This window comes from Pseudomonas sp. ANT_H12B (assembly GCF_008369325.1).
Lineage (GTDB): Bacteria > Pseudomonadota > Gammaproteobacteria > Pseudomonadales > Pseudomonadaceae > Aquipseudomonas.
In genome coordinates, this window is sequence record NZ_VOBI01000003.1 from 482,924 (window position 1) to 500,814 (window position 17,891).

Here is a 17,891-nt window from a genome sequence, read left to right on the forward strand (position 1 = left end):
GCGGAGCGTAAAGCGCCATAGCGTCACCTCGCCCAAGCCCTTCAATTCTTGGTTTGCGAGAGGATATCTATGAGCGGTTCTATCAAGCGTTTTAGTTTTGGCAGACATCCGGTTGTTATTGATTTCGGATCTAGTGCTGAACATACTGGTTCGTCAGTATTGGTTCATGTTGGACAGAGCGTCGTCCTGGCCACTTGTCATGTGCACCCCCCTTCTTTTCAGTCTCGCCCACCAGGCTTAGTTATTTCGTTTGTTGAGCGAAGCTATGCGCGTGGCCAAATTTCCGATTACTCACAAATTCAACAGGCAGAACTAAACAACGCGGATCGGAGCAGACTTCTAGAGTTCCAGTCAATGCTGAACGACACCCTTCCCGATAATCACGAGTTAAGAATAGAACTAAACCTACTGGTCTTTTCACGTGACCCTCAAGTCGAGCCGATTTTCGCCGGTGTCATTGCAGCAAGCTGCGCGCTAGGAATTACCTCAACGCCGCAGGCAGACCCTATAGTCCTGGCGCGTTTAGCAAAAATAAATGGGGTCTTCTGCACTAATCCTAGTAATAGCGCGATTGAAAAGTCGCAGTGCGACCTGTGGATTTACGGAAGCTCTTCACAAACCAGTCAAGTGCGTGGAAGCGCCAATGAACTTGACGAATCAGAGCTGATTTGTGCAATTGAGTTTGGGCAGAGAGAAATTCGTAGAGCAAGCAATTCGATAAAAGAATGGATCATAGAGCACTCAACCACTAATACGCATTTTACGAAAACTGTCGAAACACCACTTAAAAGGAAAATTGCAGCTCTCGCTAAAACATCACTGATGAAGATTTTCCAGGAAGTTGAAAAAAAAGACCTGTTAAGTAAGCTAAGCAATTTACAAAAGGCGGTGGAGATAGCGATCTGCATTAACGAAATCGATGAAAGCCGAAAAAATATAATTGCCGTTTATTTCTGCAAATGCGTACAAGAAATTCTCAGGGAACACTATTTAAAAATAGCATCATCAAGTTATGTTCATGAAACTACCAGGCTTCATACGAGAAAGGTTAAAGCGCACCTGTTTCCGAGAGCGCATGGATCTGCGAGTTATACGGTTGGAGATCACTGCGCGATTGCACTCACGACCTTGGGTAGAGACCGCTCTTCCTTAAATGGCCAATACGTTGAAGAAAAGAAAAGCTTTGATGTGCACATTCATAGCTTCGCGGATGATACAGGCGCTGGATGCCAAAGCCCTACACGTGCTCTATATGCCGGTCGCTGGGTAGCCGACACCTTGAGATCTGTAGTGCCAAAATTAGATATATTCCCCTACGTAATCCAAGTAGATGTAGAACAAGTAGGAATGCACTCAAGTTCACCGGATGAGATTTTGTGCGCAGCAATGCTATCTATGTTAGATGCAGGAGTTCCGCTATTTTCTGTCGTCGGCGCAGTAGTGGTAGGTGTGATTTGTTCGCCCTCGCAACTTATACCGCTGATTGATCCCGACGATCTCGAAAAAGCTTCTTGTAATGTCGTTGCCACCGTCGCTGGAACCATGACTGGTATTGCTGGCATTGATTTGCGAAGCAAAACTCTTCTCACAAGAGAGATATTGCAGGACTTATTGAGTCAAGCCAAGCAGGCACGCTTTTCGTTGATTGCACTTATGGAAGAGTCTATTGGCACTCCGAAAGAACTGAGTAAATTCGCGCCTAGAGTGCAGATTCTGAAGATATCCTCACGTAAGACTGGGCAATTAGTAGGCCGTGGTGGAAGCGTTGTGAAAGCGATCTGCCAGCAGACTTATAGTAATGTAGAAGTTTTTCCAGACGGAACCGTTCGAGTAAGTGCAAGTAATGATGACAGCTTGCAAAATGCAATAATCGCAATTCAAAAAACTCTCAAGCCGCTTAAGCCGGGTCAGGTTTTTGAGGGTGTGGTGAGCGGTATACAGGAGAATGGTTTATTGATCAATTTGTCTCCTGGACGCGACGGTTTCCTCCCTCGTGAGCAATTACTGGATGCTCATCTCCCAGTGAGAGAACAATTCAAGATAGGCGGATGTATTCGTGTAGTGTGCGAATCAGTCAATCATAATGGTCAAGGACAACTATCTGTCAAGGCGTTACATCATGAGAGCGCTGGCAATAGCAGATACTAATATTTTCATGGATGATTACTATAAAAGTAATTTAAAAGTCGTATGTTTTATTGAGGAGGTTTGGTGGCAATTTACAATTATGATGTTGTCATTATCGGGTCAGGCCCGGCGGGAGAAGGTGCTGCCATGAACTCCGCAAAAAATGGCCGCAAGGTTGCTGTTGTGGATAGTCGTCCTCAGGTTGGTGGAAACTGTACCCACCTTGGGACTATTCCCTCAAAAGCTTTACGACATTCCGTTCGCCAAATAATGCAGTTCAACACCAATCCAATGTTTAGAGAAATCGGTGAGCCACGCTGGTTCTCATTTCCCGACGTATTAAAAAGTGCGGAACAAGTCATAAATAAACAAGTTACATCACGCACGAGCTATTACGCTCGCAATCGGGTCGATACCTTCTTTGGCAAAGCTAGTTTTGCAGACGAACAAACTCTAGATATAATTTGCGCTGGAGGGGAGGTAGAGACGCTTATAGCGAAGAAAATTGTGGTAGCCACAGGGTCTCGCCCCTACCGTCCGGCAGATGTGGATTTCTCCCACGCGCGAATATACGACAGCGATACAATTCTGAGTCTCAATCATACGCCGCGAAAGCTTATTATTTATGGCGCAGGAGTGATTGGGTGTGAATATGCGTCGATATTTAGCGGGCTAGGAGTTATGGTTGACTTAGTTGACAATCGCGAACAATTGCTCAGTTTTCTAGACAATGAAATTTCAGATGCTCTTAGCTACCATCTTCGGAATAATAACGTTGTAATTCGACACAACGAGGAATACGAGAGCATCGAGGTACTTGATGGCTCCGTAATCCTGCATTTGAAATCCGGAAAAAAAATCAAAGCGGACGCGTTGTTATGGTGTAACGGACGCTCAGGAAATACCGAAGATCTCATGCTCGAGAATATCGGGATTGAAGCCAACAGCCGTGGTCAAATTCGAGTTGACCAGGACTATCGTACCAAAGTCCCGAATGTCTTTGCTGCCGGGGATGTGATTGGTTGGCCTAGTCTCGCTAGTGCCGCGTATGACCAAGGACGGTCAGCAGCTGAAAACCTGATTGAAGGCGGAAGTTGGAGGTTTGTTAATGACGTGCCTACAGGGATCTATACCATCCCCGAGATTAGCTCTGTAGGAAAAACTGAGCGAGAGCTAACTGACGCCAAAATACCTTATGAAGTAGGTAAAGCCTTTTTCAAATCTATGGCACGAGCACAAATTTCTGTTGAGCCAGTAGGCATGCTAAAAATTCTATTTCATCGTGATACCTTGGAGCTATTAGGTGTACATTGCTTTGGCTATCAAGCAGCAGAAATCGTTCATATTGGACAGGCGATAATGAATCAAAGAGACTCAGCAAATACTTTAAAATATTTCGTAAATACGACTTTCAATTATCCGACCATGGCAGAGGCTTATCGAGTCGCCGCGTTCGACGGACTCAGTAGGCTTTTTTAATTGTTTCATGTGGAGCCCTAGAAAACCGAATGAGGAGATTTGCTAAATGTAGATCCATAATTCAGAGCTTTTCCAGCACGAGCCTAAACTTGCCTTTATAGCGCCAAGTAAGAGGATTAATGATGCGTAAACTAACTTTTAGATCTCCTAGGCAAGACCTCCTAGCTAGACAGCAGTTACTGGACGATCTGTTGAATAGGCTGGAGGTCGAGCGTTCCAATCGATCATTTAATTTAATACTTGAGAACAGCAGTTATCAGCTGGAACTTGACGAACACTACTGGCTAGCTAATGCAAGCTACACGCAGTTGACAATTGAGCGTAATAGTCTCTGTTCAGCGCTTAGCCGTCAGACTTCCACTACTGAAAATCTAGACACTCGCAGTCAAAAAAATTCACCACCGGGATCAGCTCAAGAGGATAGGCCTTCACACCACACTCGAGAAAACTCAGATTATATGATCATCCCTGGCAGAATTTATCAAGGGCACGTGTTTAGCTTAAAGGTAGGTTTCGCTTGTATATCTTTACCATATGGATGCTATGGAACGCTGCAACTATCTGAAGTTGCCGACCAACCGTTAGGTCAGCTGTATGAATATCTAAACTTGGGAGACTCAATATCTGTGAGGGTCACCAATGTTGACGACCGAGGTCAAATCAGTCTCAGTATGAGAGATATACCGGAGTATCATTACAAATGACTTTTGCGTATAGCGAAACAAATGGATATTCAGACCCTTGGGTTCAAGGTTAGTCGTAAAAAATTGGCTGCATTTGCAAATTTTTCTCCCTGAGGCGATGAGATATCTGTTACAATTCTCTCAAATTCAATGTCAGGCAATCCGAAGACAACATGATGAATTTCTGCTCCTTTCTGGTTGTTAGTCCACCTTAGACAGCCATCCCCCCTCGCTTTAGCGCCGCATGTTTGCATTTTAGAATGCAGGCTTTTGGCACTCCACCGTCGCCACGCACGACGGTAATTTTACATGTCATCTAATCACCATCAAGGCAATGCTGTTCGTTCTCTGCTGAGTAGACTGGTGTATATCCGGAAATTCCTGCTCAGCAGTTAGCCTCTGATGCATTCCTGCGCTTGGTGTATTTGGATTTTGAAATGGGGGTCTAATGCCGCCAATCTTAAGCTTTGCTCTGATGCATCACCGTCTTTTCTTAATGCATTGCCTGGACTTGGTAGCGCGCGCCATATTCATGAGAAAGCTGGGTATTCCACCATAGTTAGGCAGGCCCACTTCTGAAGCTAAGCTCACTGTTGCTTTCCTGTAAAAAACGGGTGCACGTTTAGCTTAAAGGAGAAGACATTTTTGCCACTAAATGAATCCAGTTCAGGCTTTTGGCCTCGGCCTGTTAGTCCCCTATTACTCAATTAAAAGACAAATGCTATGTAGCTAAATTATGCCATAAATACTCGATGAAAACTTTTTAATGGTATCCAGTTTTTAATGCATCTATGTACGGGAAATCGAATGCTTCAAATAATAAAGCAATCTTGGCTATCCAATATAAGAGGCGATTTGCTGGCCGGTATCGTCGTAGCCCTTGCGCTGATTCCAGAGGCAATAGCATTCTCGATCATCGCCGGGGTCGATCCGAAAGTGGGACTCTACGCTTCATTTTGTATCTCTGTCGTCATCGCCTTTGTAGGCGGAAGACCAGGAATGATTACCGCAGCAACAGGTGCCATGGCGCTATTAATGGTTACCTTGGTAAAAGATCACGGGCTACAGTATCTTCTTGCTACGACGTTGCTAACAGGTGTCCTGCAAATTATAGCCGGATACTTGAAGCTTGGAAGTTTGATGCGGTTTGTCTCTCGCTCTGTGGTCACAGGTTTTGTTAACGCATTAGCCATTCTGATTTTTATGGCTCAACTGCCAGAATTAACCAATGTTACATGGCACGTTTATGTTATGACGCTGGCGGGGCTGGGCATCATTTACCTGTTCCCTTATGTGCCCAAGATCGGAAAACTCCTTCCATCGCCCTTGGTCTGCATCATCGTATTGACCGTAATTGCCATATACCTTGGGCTTGATATCCGCACCGTAGGAGACATGGGTTCGTTACCGGACACTCTGCCGTTCTTTCTTTGGCCGGATGTGCCGCTCAATCTCGAAACGTTGGCGATTATCTTTCCTTACTCAGCAGCTCTTGCAGTAGTCGGCTTGTTAGAGTCGATGATGACGGCAACAATCATTGACGATTTGACTGATACACCGAGTAATAAAAACCGCGAATGCAAAGGTCAAGGGATTGCAAATATCGCGTCGGGCCTCTTAGGTGGTATGGCCGGATGCGCCATGATCGGCCAGTCAATCATCAATGTGAAATCTGGAGGACGTACACGTCTATCATCCTTGGCCGCAGGTGTTTTCCTGTTGCTTATGGTGGTATTCCTAGGCGAGTGGCTTGCGCAGATTCCGATGGCCGCGTTGGTAGCCGTGATGATCATGGTAGCTATTGGAACCTTTAGTTGGGACTCACTGCGCAACCTGAAAAAGCATCCGTTATCGACCAATATTGTCATGGTAGCCACTGTTGTCGTGGTTGTCGCAACACACAACCTTGCTTACGGCGTGCTGGTAGGTGTGTTGCTTGCGGCAATGTTTTTTGCCAACAAGATCGGCCATTACATGGACATAAGCTCTGAAATCGACGAACACGGGATCGAACGTAGATACTCTGTGGTTGGTCAGGTATTTTTCAACTCGGCGGACAAATTTGTTGATTCGTTTGACTTCAAAGAAGCGCTGGAAAAGGTCGTCATTGACCTCACCCTTGCACACTTTTGGGACATTACAGCGGTTGCTGCTTTGGACAAAGTCGTCATCAAATTCCGGCGTGAAGGCACTGAGGTCGAGGTGCTGGGCCTTAATGAGGCAAGTGCGACTATCGTTGACCGTTTCGGAGTCCACGATAAACCCGACGCTATCGATCAGTTGATGGGGCACTGATTCATGAAAAATTCGATGACTCACGTTATGGCCTGCATTGATGGCTCAGCATCATCAACTGCAGTATGTGATTATGCTGCATGGGCAAGTGTTCGCCTGGCCGCGCCGCTGACCTTTTTACACGCATTGACAGAAGAATCTGCTCCTCCCTCAGATCTCAGCGGCACCCTTGGCATCGGCATTCGAGAGCGACTGCTGCACGATCTTGCAAAACTCGATGAACAACGTACTGCCCTCGCAAAAGACCATGGAAATTATCTGCTTGAGGCAGCGAAGCACCGTGTAGACCGACTTGGTATCGTGCATCCCCAAGGCCGGCAACGCCATGGACGGTTAGTTGACTGCATTCAAGAACTTGAAAGCGAAATCAGGCTGTTGATTATTGGGCGAAACGGACAAAGCAGCGAAGCGCCAAGCGATCACATCGGAATACAGGTAGAGAGTGTCATTCTAACACTCAAACGACCTGTGCTCGTGACGCCCTCCCAGTTCAACATACCTCGAAGCTTTTTGTTGGTTTTCGATAGAAGCGAGACGGGCCTTAAAAGTGTTGAGACGATTGCGCAAAGTCCTTTTTTAAGGGGGCTTCGATGCCACATATTGATGGTCGATCAAGAATCAGAAGCCGCTTGGCGTCAGGTCGATAGGGCAAGAAATTTACTACAGGACAAAAACTTCAGTGTGCAGGCAGCGGTAATGCCTGGAGAGGTTGCAGTCGTTACTGAGCGCTATTGTGAGCAGGAGAGAATAGACCTGTTGGTAATGAGCTCATCCGAACACTCAAGAATCCAGAACTTTTTCGTCGGTAGTACAACAAGTAAAACCTTGCGTAACGCAACAATTCCCATGCTGTTCTTACGCTAGCTTCTAGCCGCCGAGAAGCTGTGGCGTTGACGGTCACACCTTGGAAAAAGGTTGCCTCGTACATGTTTTTCGAGGCCACCCATGTTTGAAGCTCTTCTTAATAAGAGGCATAACACGGGATTTAATCAATGAATCAGAAATCACTAACAAATCCATCCTCAGTATTTATCTCTTTAGATTCCAACATTCATAGGATGACTGTTGAGTTGCTTGAGCAAGCTGATATACGCATTGGCGGTAATCGGCCTTGGGACATGCACCTTAAAGCGAGTAACGTTCCTGAACGAGCATTTGCACATGGAAGCGTGGGGCTGGGTGAGGCTTACATGGATGGTGACTGGAATGCAGAAAGTCTAGACGAGTTTTTCTGTCACCTACTACGGGCGCATCTCGATCAGCATGTACAGCCGTTCAAGCTTATGTTCCATGCGCTGCGCGTCCGGTTACTTAACCGCCAGAATACAACGCGAGCCTGGCAGGTAGGCGAAGCACATTACGATTTAGGCAACGATTTCTATGCCGCCATGCTTGATCCAAGAATGGCTTATACCTGCGGCTACTGGGAAAACGCTAGCAACCTTGCAGAAGCTCAGGAAGCCAAGCTCGAATTGATTTGCAGAAAACTCAAACTGAAACCTGGAATGCGAGTCCTGGACATCGGCTGCGGCTGGGGCAGTTTTATGGCGTACGCCGCTGAACACTACGGTGTCGAGTGCGTAGGGGTGACCATCTCCAAAGAACAGACCGAGTGGGCAAAAAAACGTTACGCCGGATTGCCACTGGAGTTCCGGTTGCAGGATTATCGAGAAGTAAATGGCGATTTTGACCGAGTCGTCAGCGTAGGGATGTTCGAGCACGTCGGGCGTAAAAATCACAGGGAGTTTATGGAGGTCGCATCCCGTTGCCTTGTAGATGACGGTTTGTGCCTGCTGCACACCATTGGTAAAAACGAGCGTAACACTACTCCAGACCCATGGATCGATAAGTACATTTTTCCGAATGGTGACCTGCCCTCAATCGGCCAGATCGGGGACGCCGTTGGCGGGCTTTTTGTGGTCGAGGATTTACACAACTTTGGCGCTGACTACGACAAGACCTTGATGGCTTGGCACGCCAACTTTGAAGCCGCATGGCCACAATTTTCAGCAGAGTTAGGTGACCGATTCTACCGAATGTGGCGCTACTACCTGTTGTCGTGTGCTGGAGCGTTTCGTGCGCGGGATATTCAGCTCTGGCAGTGGGTTCTCTCAAAAGAAGGCGTCATGGGCGGCTACTCGAGGCCGACTCTGAGCACCGAAATATAATCGGTGCAATCCGTACTGGCCCGGATCGCCGCTCTATGGAGCGCACGATCTGGAGGTTTACAGCCATGCGAGGTTGATCTTCATATCCGTGCGGAGGCTCAGCATGACTGGCCTCCACGATGAATACTCAATCCGTATTGACGTTCTGATAGAGCATTAGTCGTGAGGTCTCATGCAGACCTCGCGTCAACGCGAGCAGACGACGAAATTCTTCAGGGTGTTGGTCAGCAACGTTCTCTAATGGTTCTTGCGAAGCAATATCATGCAGGCTTGGCTGACTTCCATCGTGATGCATTTGCAGAAGAAACTCCTTTGTCACGCCACCGATCAACGGGAACGTACCCTCTCTAAGCACCAGAGGAACCACTCGCTCTCCTTCTGTAGCTGGCTGCTGTATATCTCGCCCCATCGCACCATTGCGAAACTCAATACCGGCCATGCCAAGGACACTGGGCAGCAGGTCAACCAAGCCAACAGCTTCTTCAATCACTCGCGGCTCCAGCAGTTTCGGAGCGTGGATCAGCAAGGGCACATGATTGCTCTCAAGCCCCAGTTTTTCGAATGCCGGTGGCATATGCGGGATCTGGCTGATACGGGTGTTGTGGTCACCAAACATGACGAAAATCGTGTTCTCGTACCAACCGCCTTCTTGAGCAATTTCCATCAGGCGCCCAATGTTGAAGTCCAACAGGCGTACCGCGTTGTATTGAGCCACGCTGCGAGAGCCAGCGTTCTGCACAGTTTCCAAAGGTACATTGAGCACCTCGAAGCCGTCGTTCTCATTGGGGATGGTAAAAGGCCGATGGTTACCCGCAGTCTGGATATAGGCAAAGAAGGGTTTGCCCTCAGCCTGCCGGCGAAGGATCTTGTCGCTTTCCTTGAACAGATCCAAATCCGAAACGCCCCAGACGTCGACGATGGGTGATTTCCAGTGACGTTCTTCCAACAGCTGGATATCGTCGATGCTCTGACGAATCAAGGCATTCATATTGGCCCAGCCTGAATTACCGCCGATCATGTAATACTTGTCGTAACCCTGCATCGCATTGATCAAGCTGTGCTGACGAGTGATTAGGGGGTTGCGCGTTGCCGTTTCCTGACGAGAGACGTCAGGTACGCCGGAGATACTGGCCCATACGGTTTTCGCTGTTCCGGTAACTGGCACATAGAAGTTCTTGAAGAACCAGCTCTCTTTAGCCAGTCGATCAATATTCGGGGTGGGATTCAGCGGATTGCCATAAGCACCCACCGCGCTGGTACCCAAGGATTCGAGCATGATGAAAACCACATTCGGTTGCTGCTTGCCCGCGATAGCGTAGGGCTGCGGGGGCTGCACGCGACTAAAATTCAGGCTTTTTATGTCAGGCTGGTCGACCCCTAAATAGTGGCTTACAACCTCGTAGTGTGCTGCGACCTGCTCCCGATCATAGGGCTTACTGGGCACCCTCAAAGTGTCGTAGAGAAAAATCACCGGGTTCAGGCCTAAAGCTGAAATTTGGTTGTCGCCAGAGAAGAAGGCGTCGCTCCAACGAAGCGGTACCGGGTTTTCCAGGTTGATGTTCTCGACGCGGCCCAAGACACCGAGGAAGATAGCCACTACCATTAGTGCGCTGCCCCAGGTCAGAGAGAGCCGACTGATGGGCTTTGCCGGACGATCCAGAGTCACTCGCTCAAGACGCAGTAATAGCCAAAAAATCAGGGCCGTAACAGCGGCCCAGCCAAGGCTAATCCACACCACAGGATAGGTTTGCCAGACCATGTCTGTTGAGATCTGCGCGTCTTCTAGAAACCGTAATACGGTCGCATTGATGCGCACACCCAGATAGGCGTAGTGACCGAAGTCTACGATATAGATCAACATTACTGCGCCGAGCCCCAGGGCGAGGTAGAGCCGTGCCAACCAGCGAACTACACGTGAGCGTGTCAGATTCCACACCGGCAACCACGCCAGCAGGGCAACAGGTAACATCAGCAGTATTGCCAAGCGAAGGTCAAACCGCAGCCCTATTCCGAGGGTTTCCGGTACTGCCTTAACTTCGCTCACAGCGCTGGCTGCAAATCCCGAGAAACCTATGAAGAACAGCCAGCGCAATGCCGCCAGCGTTACGAAAAGGATTGCTACTGCACCAACCCAATAGTGCAAGCGCCTCGAGTGAAGCCAGCCCATCGTTTGAATCCTCAATCTATAGAACTATCAATGTGGTTTTGCCTAGCCATCAAACACGTATCGGCAGCGTGAACTCTCGTCGTGCGGACAAACCGCGCCAGATCATCTTAATCGCGTATCCAATCAACGCCCCCCAGCAGTAGAGAGCAATGAATGGGTCGAGCAAGTAGTCCCAGTAATTCGGGGAAGGTTTAATTCCCAAGCTGAAGGCCAAAGTGGCCAGGCCGAACATGCAGGCACCCAGCCAGTTTCTCCACGCCACCAGCCCCAGAGTAATCGCGCCGATAATCATGATCAACGGTCGCGGGTTGTAACCCAGTCGGTAAGGATCAAAGTAGGTCATCCCCATCGTGGCCGGATAGAGAAAGAGGGCCAGCGCCGCTAAAGGGATCAGTAGCTGCAAGCGAGCCGTTCTATCCTGCCTCGTCGCTAGTCCCATGCGTACCGCAGCAGAAAATCCCAGCGCCACAAGGGTCGTGATGGCCACATCGTCCGTGAAGCTGCGAAAGTAGGCTGCTAACGAAAGCCCATTTATTGAAATAAAGCTGACTCCCAGCAAGGCGATCAGCCACATCACTTGCGTACCTGGACGTAGGCCAAATCTCGGAGTAACAACGAATGCGAGTAGCGCGAAGGTCAAATGCGCTTGCCAAAGTTCAAGCATCAGAGCTGCTCCTCTAGCCAGGCATCATTGAAGCTGACATGTTTAATGAACGTGTTATTCCATGAGTAAACTAGGTGATAGAGACCCTCAGCACTCTTGATGAAGTAGGGATACTCATATTCGAAATTGCATCCGGTTTCCTCGCAGACACGCTGATCAAGATTCACCAAGAACTCATCCGCAAGCATTTCTCTTCTAGGGCCACTGGATAGGCGGAACTTGTCGCCGATGATTTCCCGGTATGCTTCAGCGCTAAATGGATTACCTTCTGGGTCGGGAGACTCATCCAAATTGATCAACGGTTTCCAGAAGTCCAGGCTAGAGTCAGTCCCCATTAGGCGAAGTCGGAATCGCCCATCCTTTAGATCATTCAAAGCGACCAACAAGCCGTTATTAGGTGTTGCCACTGCAGCAAGTGATGAGTTTGGGTTAGCAGGGTCAAGTGGATAAGGCTCACTCCAAGTTTGCCCTGCATCCTTGGTGCGGCTCGCGAGCACTTTGTGAAAGGTGTCGCCAGCGTAACGCAACATAGCTACCGCGTTACTCTCATCCATGGGCACAACCGTAGGCTGCAGTGAGTGCTTGCCTCTGCTGATTCTGCTTTTATCAATTACATCCCCGGTGGGACTGATGTAAAGATACTCAGCAAATTTCCCCAAAAACTCATGGTAGACAGGCAAACCGATGGTGCCGTCCTGATGAAATATCGGAGCATTGCGCACGAGCGTGCTGATGTTCAAAAAGGGAGTCGTGATCAGTTGCTGAGGGGGTGACCAATTTTTACCCAAATCATCCGAGTACATTGCATTGATTGCGCTCCCAGCCCAGCCACCTACTGAGACTGACACGTAGAAGAGCCAAAGACGGTTATCGGGCGCCAATGCAATAACCGGATTGCCCAGTTTGCGTATGTATTTTTGAGTCGCGTTCTGGGTCGACTCTCGCGTCGCAAGAACGAGTTCATCACCCCATTCAGCAGTTTCTGTGTCGTAGCGAGCGCCGCGAACCTGTACATCGGCTGCACCTTCTCGTGAGCCAGCAAACCATACCGCCATAAGACCGCCATCTGGCAGTGCCGTCACCGATGAGGCGTGTACAAATTCTTCAAGATCCGAGGAGGCAAATCTGCTGCTGTAAAAAGGTGCCTGAGCGCTAAGCCCCTGTTGATCGACAGCTGCTGAGACAGAAAAGCCCGAGACAGGGTGGTCAGGATGGAGCCACCAAGCAACAGCAAATACAGCGAAAATCGGGATAGCAAGAGCCGAGCTGAGAAAACTGTTTTTCAAGCGCATTTAGAAACCATCTATACACAAACACATGACGCATCCTGATTGATGAGCAGGAGGCGAGCGGGCACATACCTCGGCTTGGGAGGTATAGCGGAGTGGTGTTTGCGTGGTTTCTACAAGGGCCTGACTCAACTCAAAAATGAGAGGGAAATGACTGGATGCGTATACATCGGGGCCGAATCATCGCCCAGCAATCCCGTAGACGCAACCGCGACCATCTGTCCTGAGGTATCGATTTGTAACCATGGATTTCGAGTTTAGCAATCATTACCGCACGTGATATCCAGTTCTGCTACATGATCACAAGCACAGATTCTGTACCAGACAGTGTCTAGATCGGGGGGTAACTATTTATCGACACCTCTGCTAGGTTTGATCCATGGGATGCCAGCAATGCGTCAACGCACACAAGTTTATTGCTATCGGATAGCTGGCATTGGAGGTCTTACTTCCGCCAATCCACAGCCGATTTCGTGAGCTCCCAATCGGCAACGTTCACGGTGGTGCTTCGCACCTACCGCCCCTAGACTGCATTAGTAGGCATTGGCCATGAGTGATAAGATCAAATTGAAACACGCTCGCGATTTGCTACTTGCCCGCTTGGTTGAATTGGAAAGTCTTGAATCCTCAGCACAATCACGCGACTCCATCGAGCTAGATCAAAGCAAGGTAGGTAGACTCTCGCGCATGGATGCGTTGCAGCAACAAGCCATGCTGGACGCCAACCGAGCCCGAGGTAGGGGGGAACGACTACGCATTGAGGCCGCGCTTCGAAGAGTTGACGAAGGCCTATATGGCTATTGCGTCGAGTGCGACGAGCCAATAGCTCAAGGCAGGCTGGATTTCGATCCTGCCACTGCGCTGTGCATCGAATGCGCTCAAAAAGCCGAAAAGGACAACTAAGTACCGCTGAAAATGCTGAAAAATTAATTCGGCCTCCATAATTCGCTTAAGCTGAAGACCCCATGCAACTCATTACCGAAATTGTTCACCCCGAGTTGAAATCCAAGCAGGGCAGAGTATTCCGTCGACATGCAGCACGCGGCATCGTGATGCGGGGTGAACAGATCCTATTGCTGTTCACCGAGCGCTATAACGACTTCAGCTTTCCTGGGGGCGGCCTTGATGGTGACGAGGACATTGTCGCAGGCCTGAAGCGTGAGCTTGAGGAAGAGACTGGCGCACGAGAGATTCAGGTACTACAGCACTACGGTTACATCGAGGAGTACCGGCCTTACTGGAAGCCACAATACGACTTGATGCACATGACCTCGCACTTTTATCAATGCGAAGTAGCGCCCCAGCTAGAGCCCGTGAGAATGGAAAGCCACGAAATCGCTAATGGTATGCGGCCTGTCTGGATCAACCTGCATGAAGCCATCGCACACAATCAGGCCGTTATGCAGCGTCAAGAGTCTTCGATGGGGCAATCAGTTCTGCGCGAAACCTTTATGCTGAAAAAAGTTGCTTCAGAATTGATTGCTAAGCCCTAAGCCTGTAACAGTTGATGAACGAGTCGCTTAACCCTGTCGGCGGCTCATCGCGCACCAACGACCTGGTAGGTGATTAACCCGAAAGCGGTCATCGCCAAAGAACCTACGACGTGCAACGAAATTGAGCCAAGCGCCCAAAGCAGTCTGCCTTCCTGAATCAAGGAAACCGCTTCGGCTGAAAATGTAGAGAAGGTAGTAAGGCCACCACAGAAACCCGTGATGATAAGGAGACGCCACTCTGGACTGAGGGTAGGAGAAGCGGCCAAGAAGGCGATGGCCAGGCCGATGATGTAGCCCCCAACCATGTTCGTGACCACAGTACCTGGAGGAATTGTAGGAAACAGAGCATTCAGTTTCATGCCCAATATCCAGCGCAACCAGGCTCCAAGTGAAGCGCCAGCGGCGATGACGATTAATGACTTCAGCACGGAGAGTCCTCCTCATTAGACCTGAGTGGACTAACTGGCAAGCGGCTCGCGCCGAAAGAAAAGGGAAACTCGAATGGTAAGATCATAGCCTGTCCTAAATTAGAGGACAGGGAGACACACCTACGTACCCTGTCCAGGGTTCACGTAGGCATCATCAGCACAAAGGCGGTTTAAGGAGGAATGCCATCTCCTTTCTTCATCCTATAGCAGCGCCCAGCAATGATTCAAGCTGCTTAAGCAATCCCAGCCCGCTGTAGGCATCCAGCATATTTTAAGTAAATGCATGCAGTCAGCCACTGCATTTGAATCACTGCGAGATTAGAGGGTCATCTGCTTGCAAGGTTGATTTCACAATAGCGTTAGCTGGATGAAGTTCGAGTAAAAGATAGCCTTGGAACGGGGCGGCCAACTTTCTTAGCCGGCCATGCTCTAGAGCCCAATGGCTCTGGAACGAAAATGGCGTTAGCATTCCGTCCACTAGGCTTAAACAGCATGTTTTTCAGATCAGGGTCGCATTGTGGAAAAGCTAAAACGCCTCGAAAGTGGAATCGAAGGGCTCGACGCTCTGCTCAAGGGCGGGCTGGTAGCGGGCGCTTCATACATAATCCAAGGGCGCCCAGGGTCTGGAAAAACGATCCTCGCCAACCAACTTGGGTTCCATCATGCGGAAAATGGAGGCCGGGTTCTGGTCGCCACGTTGCTGGCCGAATCACACGACCGTCTTTTTCAGTTCCTTTCTACTCTGAGCTTTTTCGACTCTTCCAAAGTGGGCGCCGAAATTCAGTTTGTCAGCGCATTTGACACTCTGGAAAACGAAGGTTTGGATGAGGTAGTGAAACTGCTTCGGCGCGAGATAAGCCGTCAGAAAGCCACCGTGATGGTTGTGGACGGTTTGCTCAATGCGCGCTCAAAAGCCGACTCGCACATCGACACCAAGAAATTCATTTCTGAGTTGCAAGGGCACGCTGCTTTTGCTGGTTGCACGGTGCTGTTTCTCACCAGCTCCCGTCTCGACGACGGCAGCCCTGAGCACACCATGGTTGATGGCGTGATTGAGATGGGCGAAGAGCTATACGGCACTCGCTCAGTGCGTCGAATTCAGCTGCGTAAAACTCGCGGCAGTGGAGCAATGACCGGTCTTCACGAGTGTGAAATCACCGAAAATGGCTTGGTGGTTTACCCGCGACTCGAAAGTCTCTACAGCCACCCGTCTTCTCCAGACAGCGCTGACATGACGCGTATCCCCAGTGGCATTGAATCACTGGACGACATATTAGGCGGAGGTCTGCACAGCTCCAGTGTTTCGTTGGTCATAGGCCCCTCTGGGATTGGTAAAACTACGCTGGGCCTTAAGTTCCTGGCTGAGTCGACTTTGGAAGCGCCGGGGCTACATTTTGGCTTCTACGAGAGCCCACAACGGCTGCGACTCAAAGGCCAATCACTGGGTATCGATATCAAAGGCATGGAAGACAGCAGCGCGTTAACCATTGCCTTGCAACCCACCACAGAGGGTCTCCTGGATGGGCTTGGCGCGCGACTGCTGAGCATCGTTGAAGAAAAGGGCATCAAGCGTTTATTCATCGATAGCCTAAGCGGCATGACGCGAGTCACGACAAATCCAGCGCGGATTACTGACTTCTTCAGTGCTCTGATGAACGAGCTGCGATCCAGGGGCGTTACGGTATTTGCATCCTGGGAAATGCGCGATCTTTTTGGTTCAGAGGTCAGCGCACCAAACTCTGACCTGTCCAGCATCGTAGACAACCTGATGCTGATGCGATTCTCTGAGAATCATTCTGAACTAAGCAGGACGCTTTCCATTCTTAAAGTACGAGACAGCTCCTACGATCCTTCGCGATTTGAGGTCGTGATCCGTGATCAAGACGTTTTCCTGAAAAAGGCTTCAAGACATGAACCTTCAGTCCCGACTGAGACATCGCCCGGTTCAAAATCTTAAGCCTTTGTGCGGGTTGAATTAACATGACCACCATCCTGGTCGTCGACGACGAATATTTGATCGCTGACATTCTCAGCTTCGCGCTGGAGGATGAGGGGTTCATGGTGGTGACTGCCAGCAATGGTCAGAAAGGGCTTGAGGTGCTGGATAGAGAGCGGCCTGCTTTGATCATTACCGACTTTATGATGCCGGTCATGGACGGCCTGGAATTCGCCACTGTCGTTCGAGCTTTGCCTTCGACTAATCAATTGCCGATCATCCTGATGAGCGGTGCTCAGGCACACATCGGTATGCAGACATCGGATCTGTTTGATGCTGTGTTGGAGAAGCCATTCAACATTGACTCGATCATTGCCGAGGTTAAAAAGCTTTTGGCTACTGATTAGCGGGTTATCGAACTCCATACCCCCGACCAACCTCAAGCCGGGCTCCAGTCAAGTCCGGCGACAGCCTCTCGACGGGGATGAGTAGTAAAAGGTCATCCGCAGGATACTCAGCGCTAGCGGGATGGGTGTGACCGTCCAAACAAGTAATCTACCCGCAGCGCTGAGGGCACTCATAAATGCCCTGACTGATTAGCGAGCTCGGGAGCGACTACATCGGTTTGACCGAAACCACGTCTACGTACTTGTACTTTTTCCTAGCCGCCTTCACTGCATCATGTTCGGCAAGTAGAGAGCTCAAGGTATCGGCCTCGTGAATCAACTCGTGCACTTCCCCCTCAAATTCGTTTCCCACTCGTAGCGTGACCCTCAGCCTGGGCGTGAACGATTTGGCCGCTTTCTTCTTGGCTGCTGGAGCAACCTCCGGCTTTGTGAACACAACCTCTGGCACAGGCTCCAGAACTGGAGGAGCAGAAATCTGCACTTCAGGCTGAACCTCACCAAACAAGGCACGACGCATTTCTTCTTCAGTTAAATCAGCGTTCATAAAACATCTCGATGGAGAAGCAATTAGCTCAAACAATTCTACAAGGATGGCTACGCCAAGGTGCGCCGGGGAGCATGATCAGACTGTTGCCGCTGACCGAAAACTGACCCAGTAGAGGCTGTTCTGCCGACTGAAAACTGACCCAGGTGTTCAACTGCTTCTGCTCACTTTTCGAGCAGGAGAACACAGGGTGATCAGCATGGAAATGTTG

Annotated in this window: 16 protein-coding genes and 1 riboswitch; of the genes, 10 read left to right on the forward strand and 6 right to left on the reverse strand. The window is 49.6% G+C overall.

Features of this window, described 5'->3' with window-relative positions:
• Positions 1–69 precede the first annotated feature (69 nt).
• The 6 genes from FQ185_RS07405 to cfa all read left to right on the forward strand — a co-directional run bounded on the left by FQ185_RS07405 (position 70) and on the right by cfa (position 8,752).
• The gene (locus FQ185_RS07405) at positions 70–2,148 is read left to right on the forward strand and encodes a KH domain-containing protein (RefSeq protein ID WP_149416935.1); all 2,079 of its coding nucleotides are present in this window, start codon (positions 70–72) and stop codon (positions 2,146–2,148) included.
• A 63-nt stretch (positions 2,149–2,211) separates the two neighbouring features.
• Positions 2,212–3,606, forward strand: a complete 1,395-nt coding sequence (sthA, locus tag FQ185_RS07410) for a Si-specific NAD(P)(+) transhydrogenase (protein ID WP_149416936.1) — start codon at positions 2,212–2,214, stop codon at positions 3,604–3,606.
• 458 nt (positions 3,607–4,064) lie between these two features.
• Positions 4,065–4,310, forward strand: coding sequence for a S1 RNA-binding domain-containing protein (locus FQ185_RS31000; protein ID WP_371926600.1), 246 nt, complete (start codon positions 4,065–4,067; stop codon positions 4,308–4,310).
• A 786-nt stretch (positions 4,311–5,096) separates the two neighbouring features.
• The gene (locus tag FQ185_RS07420) at positions 5,097–6,584 is read left to right on the forward strand and encodes a SulP family inorganic anion transporter (protein ID WP_149416938.1); all 1,488 of its coding nucleotides are present in this window, start codon (positions 5,097–5,099) and stop codon (positions 6,582–6,584) included.
• Between the two features lie 3 nt (positions 6,585–6,587).
• Entirely contained in the window at positions 6,588–7,448 is an 861-nt protein-coding gene (locus FQ185_RS07425) for a universal stress protein (RefSeq protein WP_256730382.1), read from the forward strand.
• A 128-nt stretch (positions 7,449–7,576) separates the two neighbouring features.
• The gene (cfa, locus tag FQ185_RS07430; RefSeq protein ID WP_149416939.1) at positions 7,577–8,752 is read left to right on the forward strand and encodes a cyclopropane fatty acyl phospholipid synthase; all 1,176 of its coding nucleotides are present in this window, start codon (positions 7,577–7,579) and stop codon (positions 8,750–8,752) included.
• A 127-nt stretch (positions 8,753–8,879) separates the two neighbouring features.
• Here the strand turns inward: cfa and FQ185_RS07435 are convergent, their stop codons facing one another.
• From FQ185_RS07435 to FQ185_RS07445, 3 genes are read right to left on the reverse strand one after another with little or no spacing between them, the layout of a single operon-like run.
• Positions 8,880–10,919, reverse strand: coding sequence for an LTA synthase family protein (locus FQ185_RS07435; RefSeq protein WP_149416940.1), 2,040 nt, complete (start codon positions 10,917–10,919; stop codon positions 8,880–8,882).
• A gap of 49 nt (positions 10,920–10,968) precedes the next feature.
• Positions 10,969–11,583, reverse strand: a complete 615-nt coding sequence (locus FQ185_RS07440; protein ID WP_149416941.1) for a hypothetical protein — start codon at positions 11,581–11,583, stop codon at positions 10,969–10,971.
• Positions 11,583–12,875: an exo-alpha-sialidase gene (locus FQ185_RS07445; protein WP_149416942.1), complete on the reverse strand. Its 1,293-nt coding sequence runs from the start codon at positions 12,873–12,875 to the stop codon at positions 11,583–11,585. Before FQ185_RS07445 ends, FQ185_RS07440 begins: the two co-directional genes overlap by 1 nt.
• Before the next feature lie 546 nt (positions 12,876–13,421).
• Here FQ185_RS07445 and FQ185_RS07450 point away from each other — a divergent pair.
• Complete coding sequence (locus FQ185_RS07450; RefSeq protein ID WP_149416943.1) at positions 13,422–13,775, forward strand: TraR/DksA family transcriptional regulator; 354 nt, start codon at positions 13,422–13,424, stop codon at positions 13,773–13,775.
• A 62-nt stretch (positions 13,776–13,837) separates the two neighbouring features.
• On the forward strand, positions 13,838–14,365 hold the full coding sequence (locus FQ185_RS07455) for an NUDIX domain-containing protein (RefSeq protein ID WP_149416944.1): 528 nt from the start codon (positions 13,838–13,840) through the stop codon (positions 14,363–14,365).
• A 44-nt stretch (positions 14,366–14,409) separates the two neighbouring features.
• On the opposite strand, the gene crcB is transcribed toward FQ185_RS07455, so the two are convergent.
• Positions 14,410–14,793, reverse strand: coding sequence for a fluoride efflux transporter CrcB (gene crcB, locus FQ185_RS07460; protein WP_149416945.1), 384 nt, complete (start codon positions 14,791–14,793; stop codon positions 14,410–14,412).
• 138 nt (positions 14,794–14,931) lie between these two features.
• Positions 14,932–14,993: riboswitch (Fluoride riboswitch) on the reverse strand.
• 314 nt (positions 14,994–15,307) lie between these two features.
• On the opposite strand from crcB, the gene FQ185_RS07465 reads away from it, so the two are divergent.
• Both FQ185_RS07465 and FQ185_RS07470 read left to right on the forward strand, forming a co-directional pair.
• Positions 15,308–16,750 carry an ATPase domain-containing protein gene (locus FQ185_RS07465; RefSeq protein ID WP_178113506.1) on the forward strand — a complete coding sequence of 481 codons (1,443 nt, stop codon included), beginning with the start codon at positions 15,308–15,310 and terminating at the stop codon, positions 16,748–16,750.
• A 23-nt stretch (positions 16,751–16,773) separates the two neighbouring features.
• Complete coding sequence (locus FQ185_RS07470; RefSeq protein WP_149416947.1) at positions 16,774–17,136, forward strand: response regulator; 363 nt, start codon at positions 16,774–16,776, stop codon at positions 17,134–17,136.
• A 208-nt stretch (positions 17,137–17,344) separates the two neighbouring features.
• Here FQ185_RS07470 and FQ185_RS07475 read toward each other — a convergent pair whose 3' ends face one another.
• Positions 17,345–17,680 (reverse strand): hypothetical protein, encoded by a 336-nt coding sequence (locus tag FQ185_RS07475; RefSeq protein WP_149416948.1) that lies wholly within the window; start codon positions 17,678–17,680, stop codon positions 17,345–17,347.
• Between the two features lie 28 nt (positions 17,681–17,708).
• On the reverse strand, positions 17,709–17,891 hold a 183-nt coding region (locus tag FQ185_RS30340; protein ID WP_149416949.1), incomplete at its 5' end, for a hypothetical protein.

Excerpts from the sequence above, each read along its gene's own strand:
- FQ185_RS07405 (WP_149416935.1), top strand. The coding sequence starts at position 70 with ATGAGCGGTTCTATCAAGCGTTTTAGTTTTGGCAGACATCCGGTTGTT.
- FQ185_RS31000 (WP_371926600.1), top strand. The coding sequence starts at position 4,065 with ATGATCATCCCTGGCAGAATTTATCAAGGGCACGTGTTTAGCTTAAAG.
- FQ185_RS07420 (WP_149416938.1), top strand. The coding sequence starts at position 5,097 with ATGCTTCAAATAATAAAGCAATCTTGGCTATCCAATATAAGAGGCGAT.
- FQ185_RS07425 (WP_256730382.1), top strand. The coding sequence starts at position 6,588 with ATGAAAAATTCGATGACTCACGTTATGGCCTGCATTGATGGCTCAGCA.
- cfa (WP_149416939.1), top strand. The coding sequence starts at position 7,577 with ATGAATCAGAAATCACTAACAAATCCATCCTCAGTATTTATCTCTTTA.
- FQ185_RS07435 (WP_149416940.1), bottom strand. The coding sequence starts at position 10,919 with ATGGGCTGGCTTCACTCGAGGCGCTTGCACTATTGGGTTGGTGCAGTA.
- FQ185_RS07440 (WP_149416941.1), bottom strand. The coding sequence starts at position 11,583 with ATGCTTGAACTTTGGCAAGCGCATTTGACCTTCGCGCTACTCGCATTC.
- FQ185_RS07445 (WP_149416942.1), bottom strand. The coding sequence starts at position 12,875 with ATGCGCTTGAAAAACAGTTTTCTCAGCTCGGCTCTTGCTATCCCGATT.
- FQ185_RS07450 (WP_149416943.1), top strand. The coding sequence starts at position 13,422 with ATGAGTGATAAGATCAAATTGAAACACGCTCGCGATTTGCTACTTGCC.
- FQ185_RS07455 (WP_149416944.1), top strand. The coding sequence starts at position 13,838 with ATGCAACTCATTACCGAAATTGTTCACCCCGAGTTGAAATCCAAGCAG.
- FQ185_RS07470 (WP_149416947.1), top strand. The coding sequence starts at position 16,774 with ATGACCACCATCCTGGTCGTCGACGACGAATATTTGATCGCTGACATT.
- FQ185_RS07475 (WP_149416948.1), bottom strand. The coding sequence starts at position 17,680 with ATGAACGCTGATTTAACTGAAGAAGAAATGCGTCGTGCCTTGTTTGGT.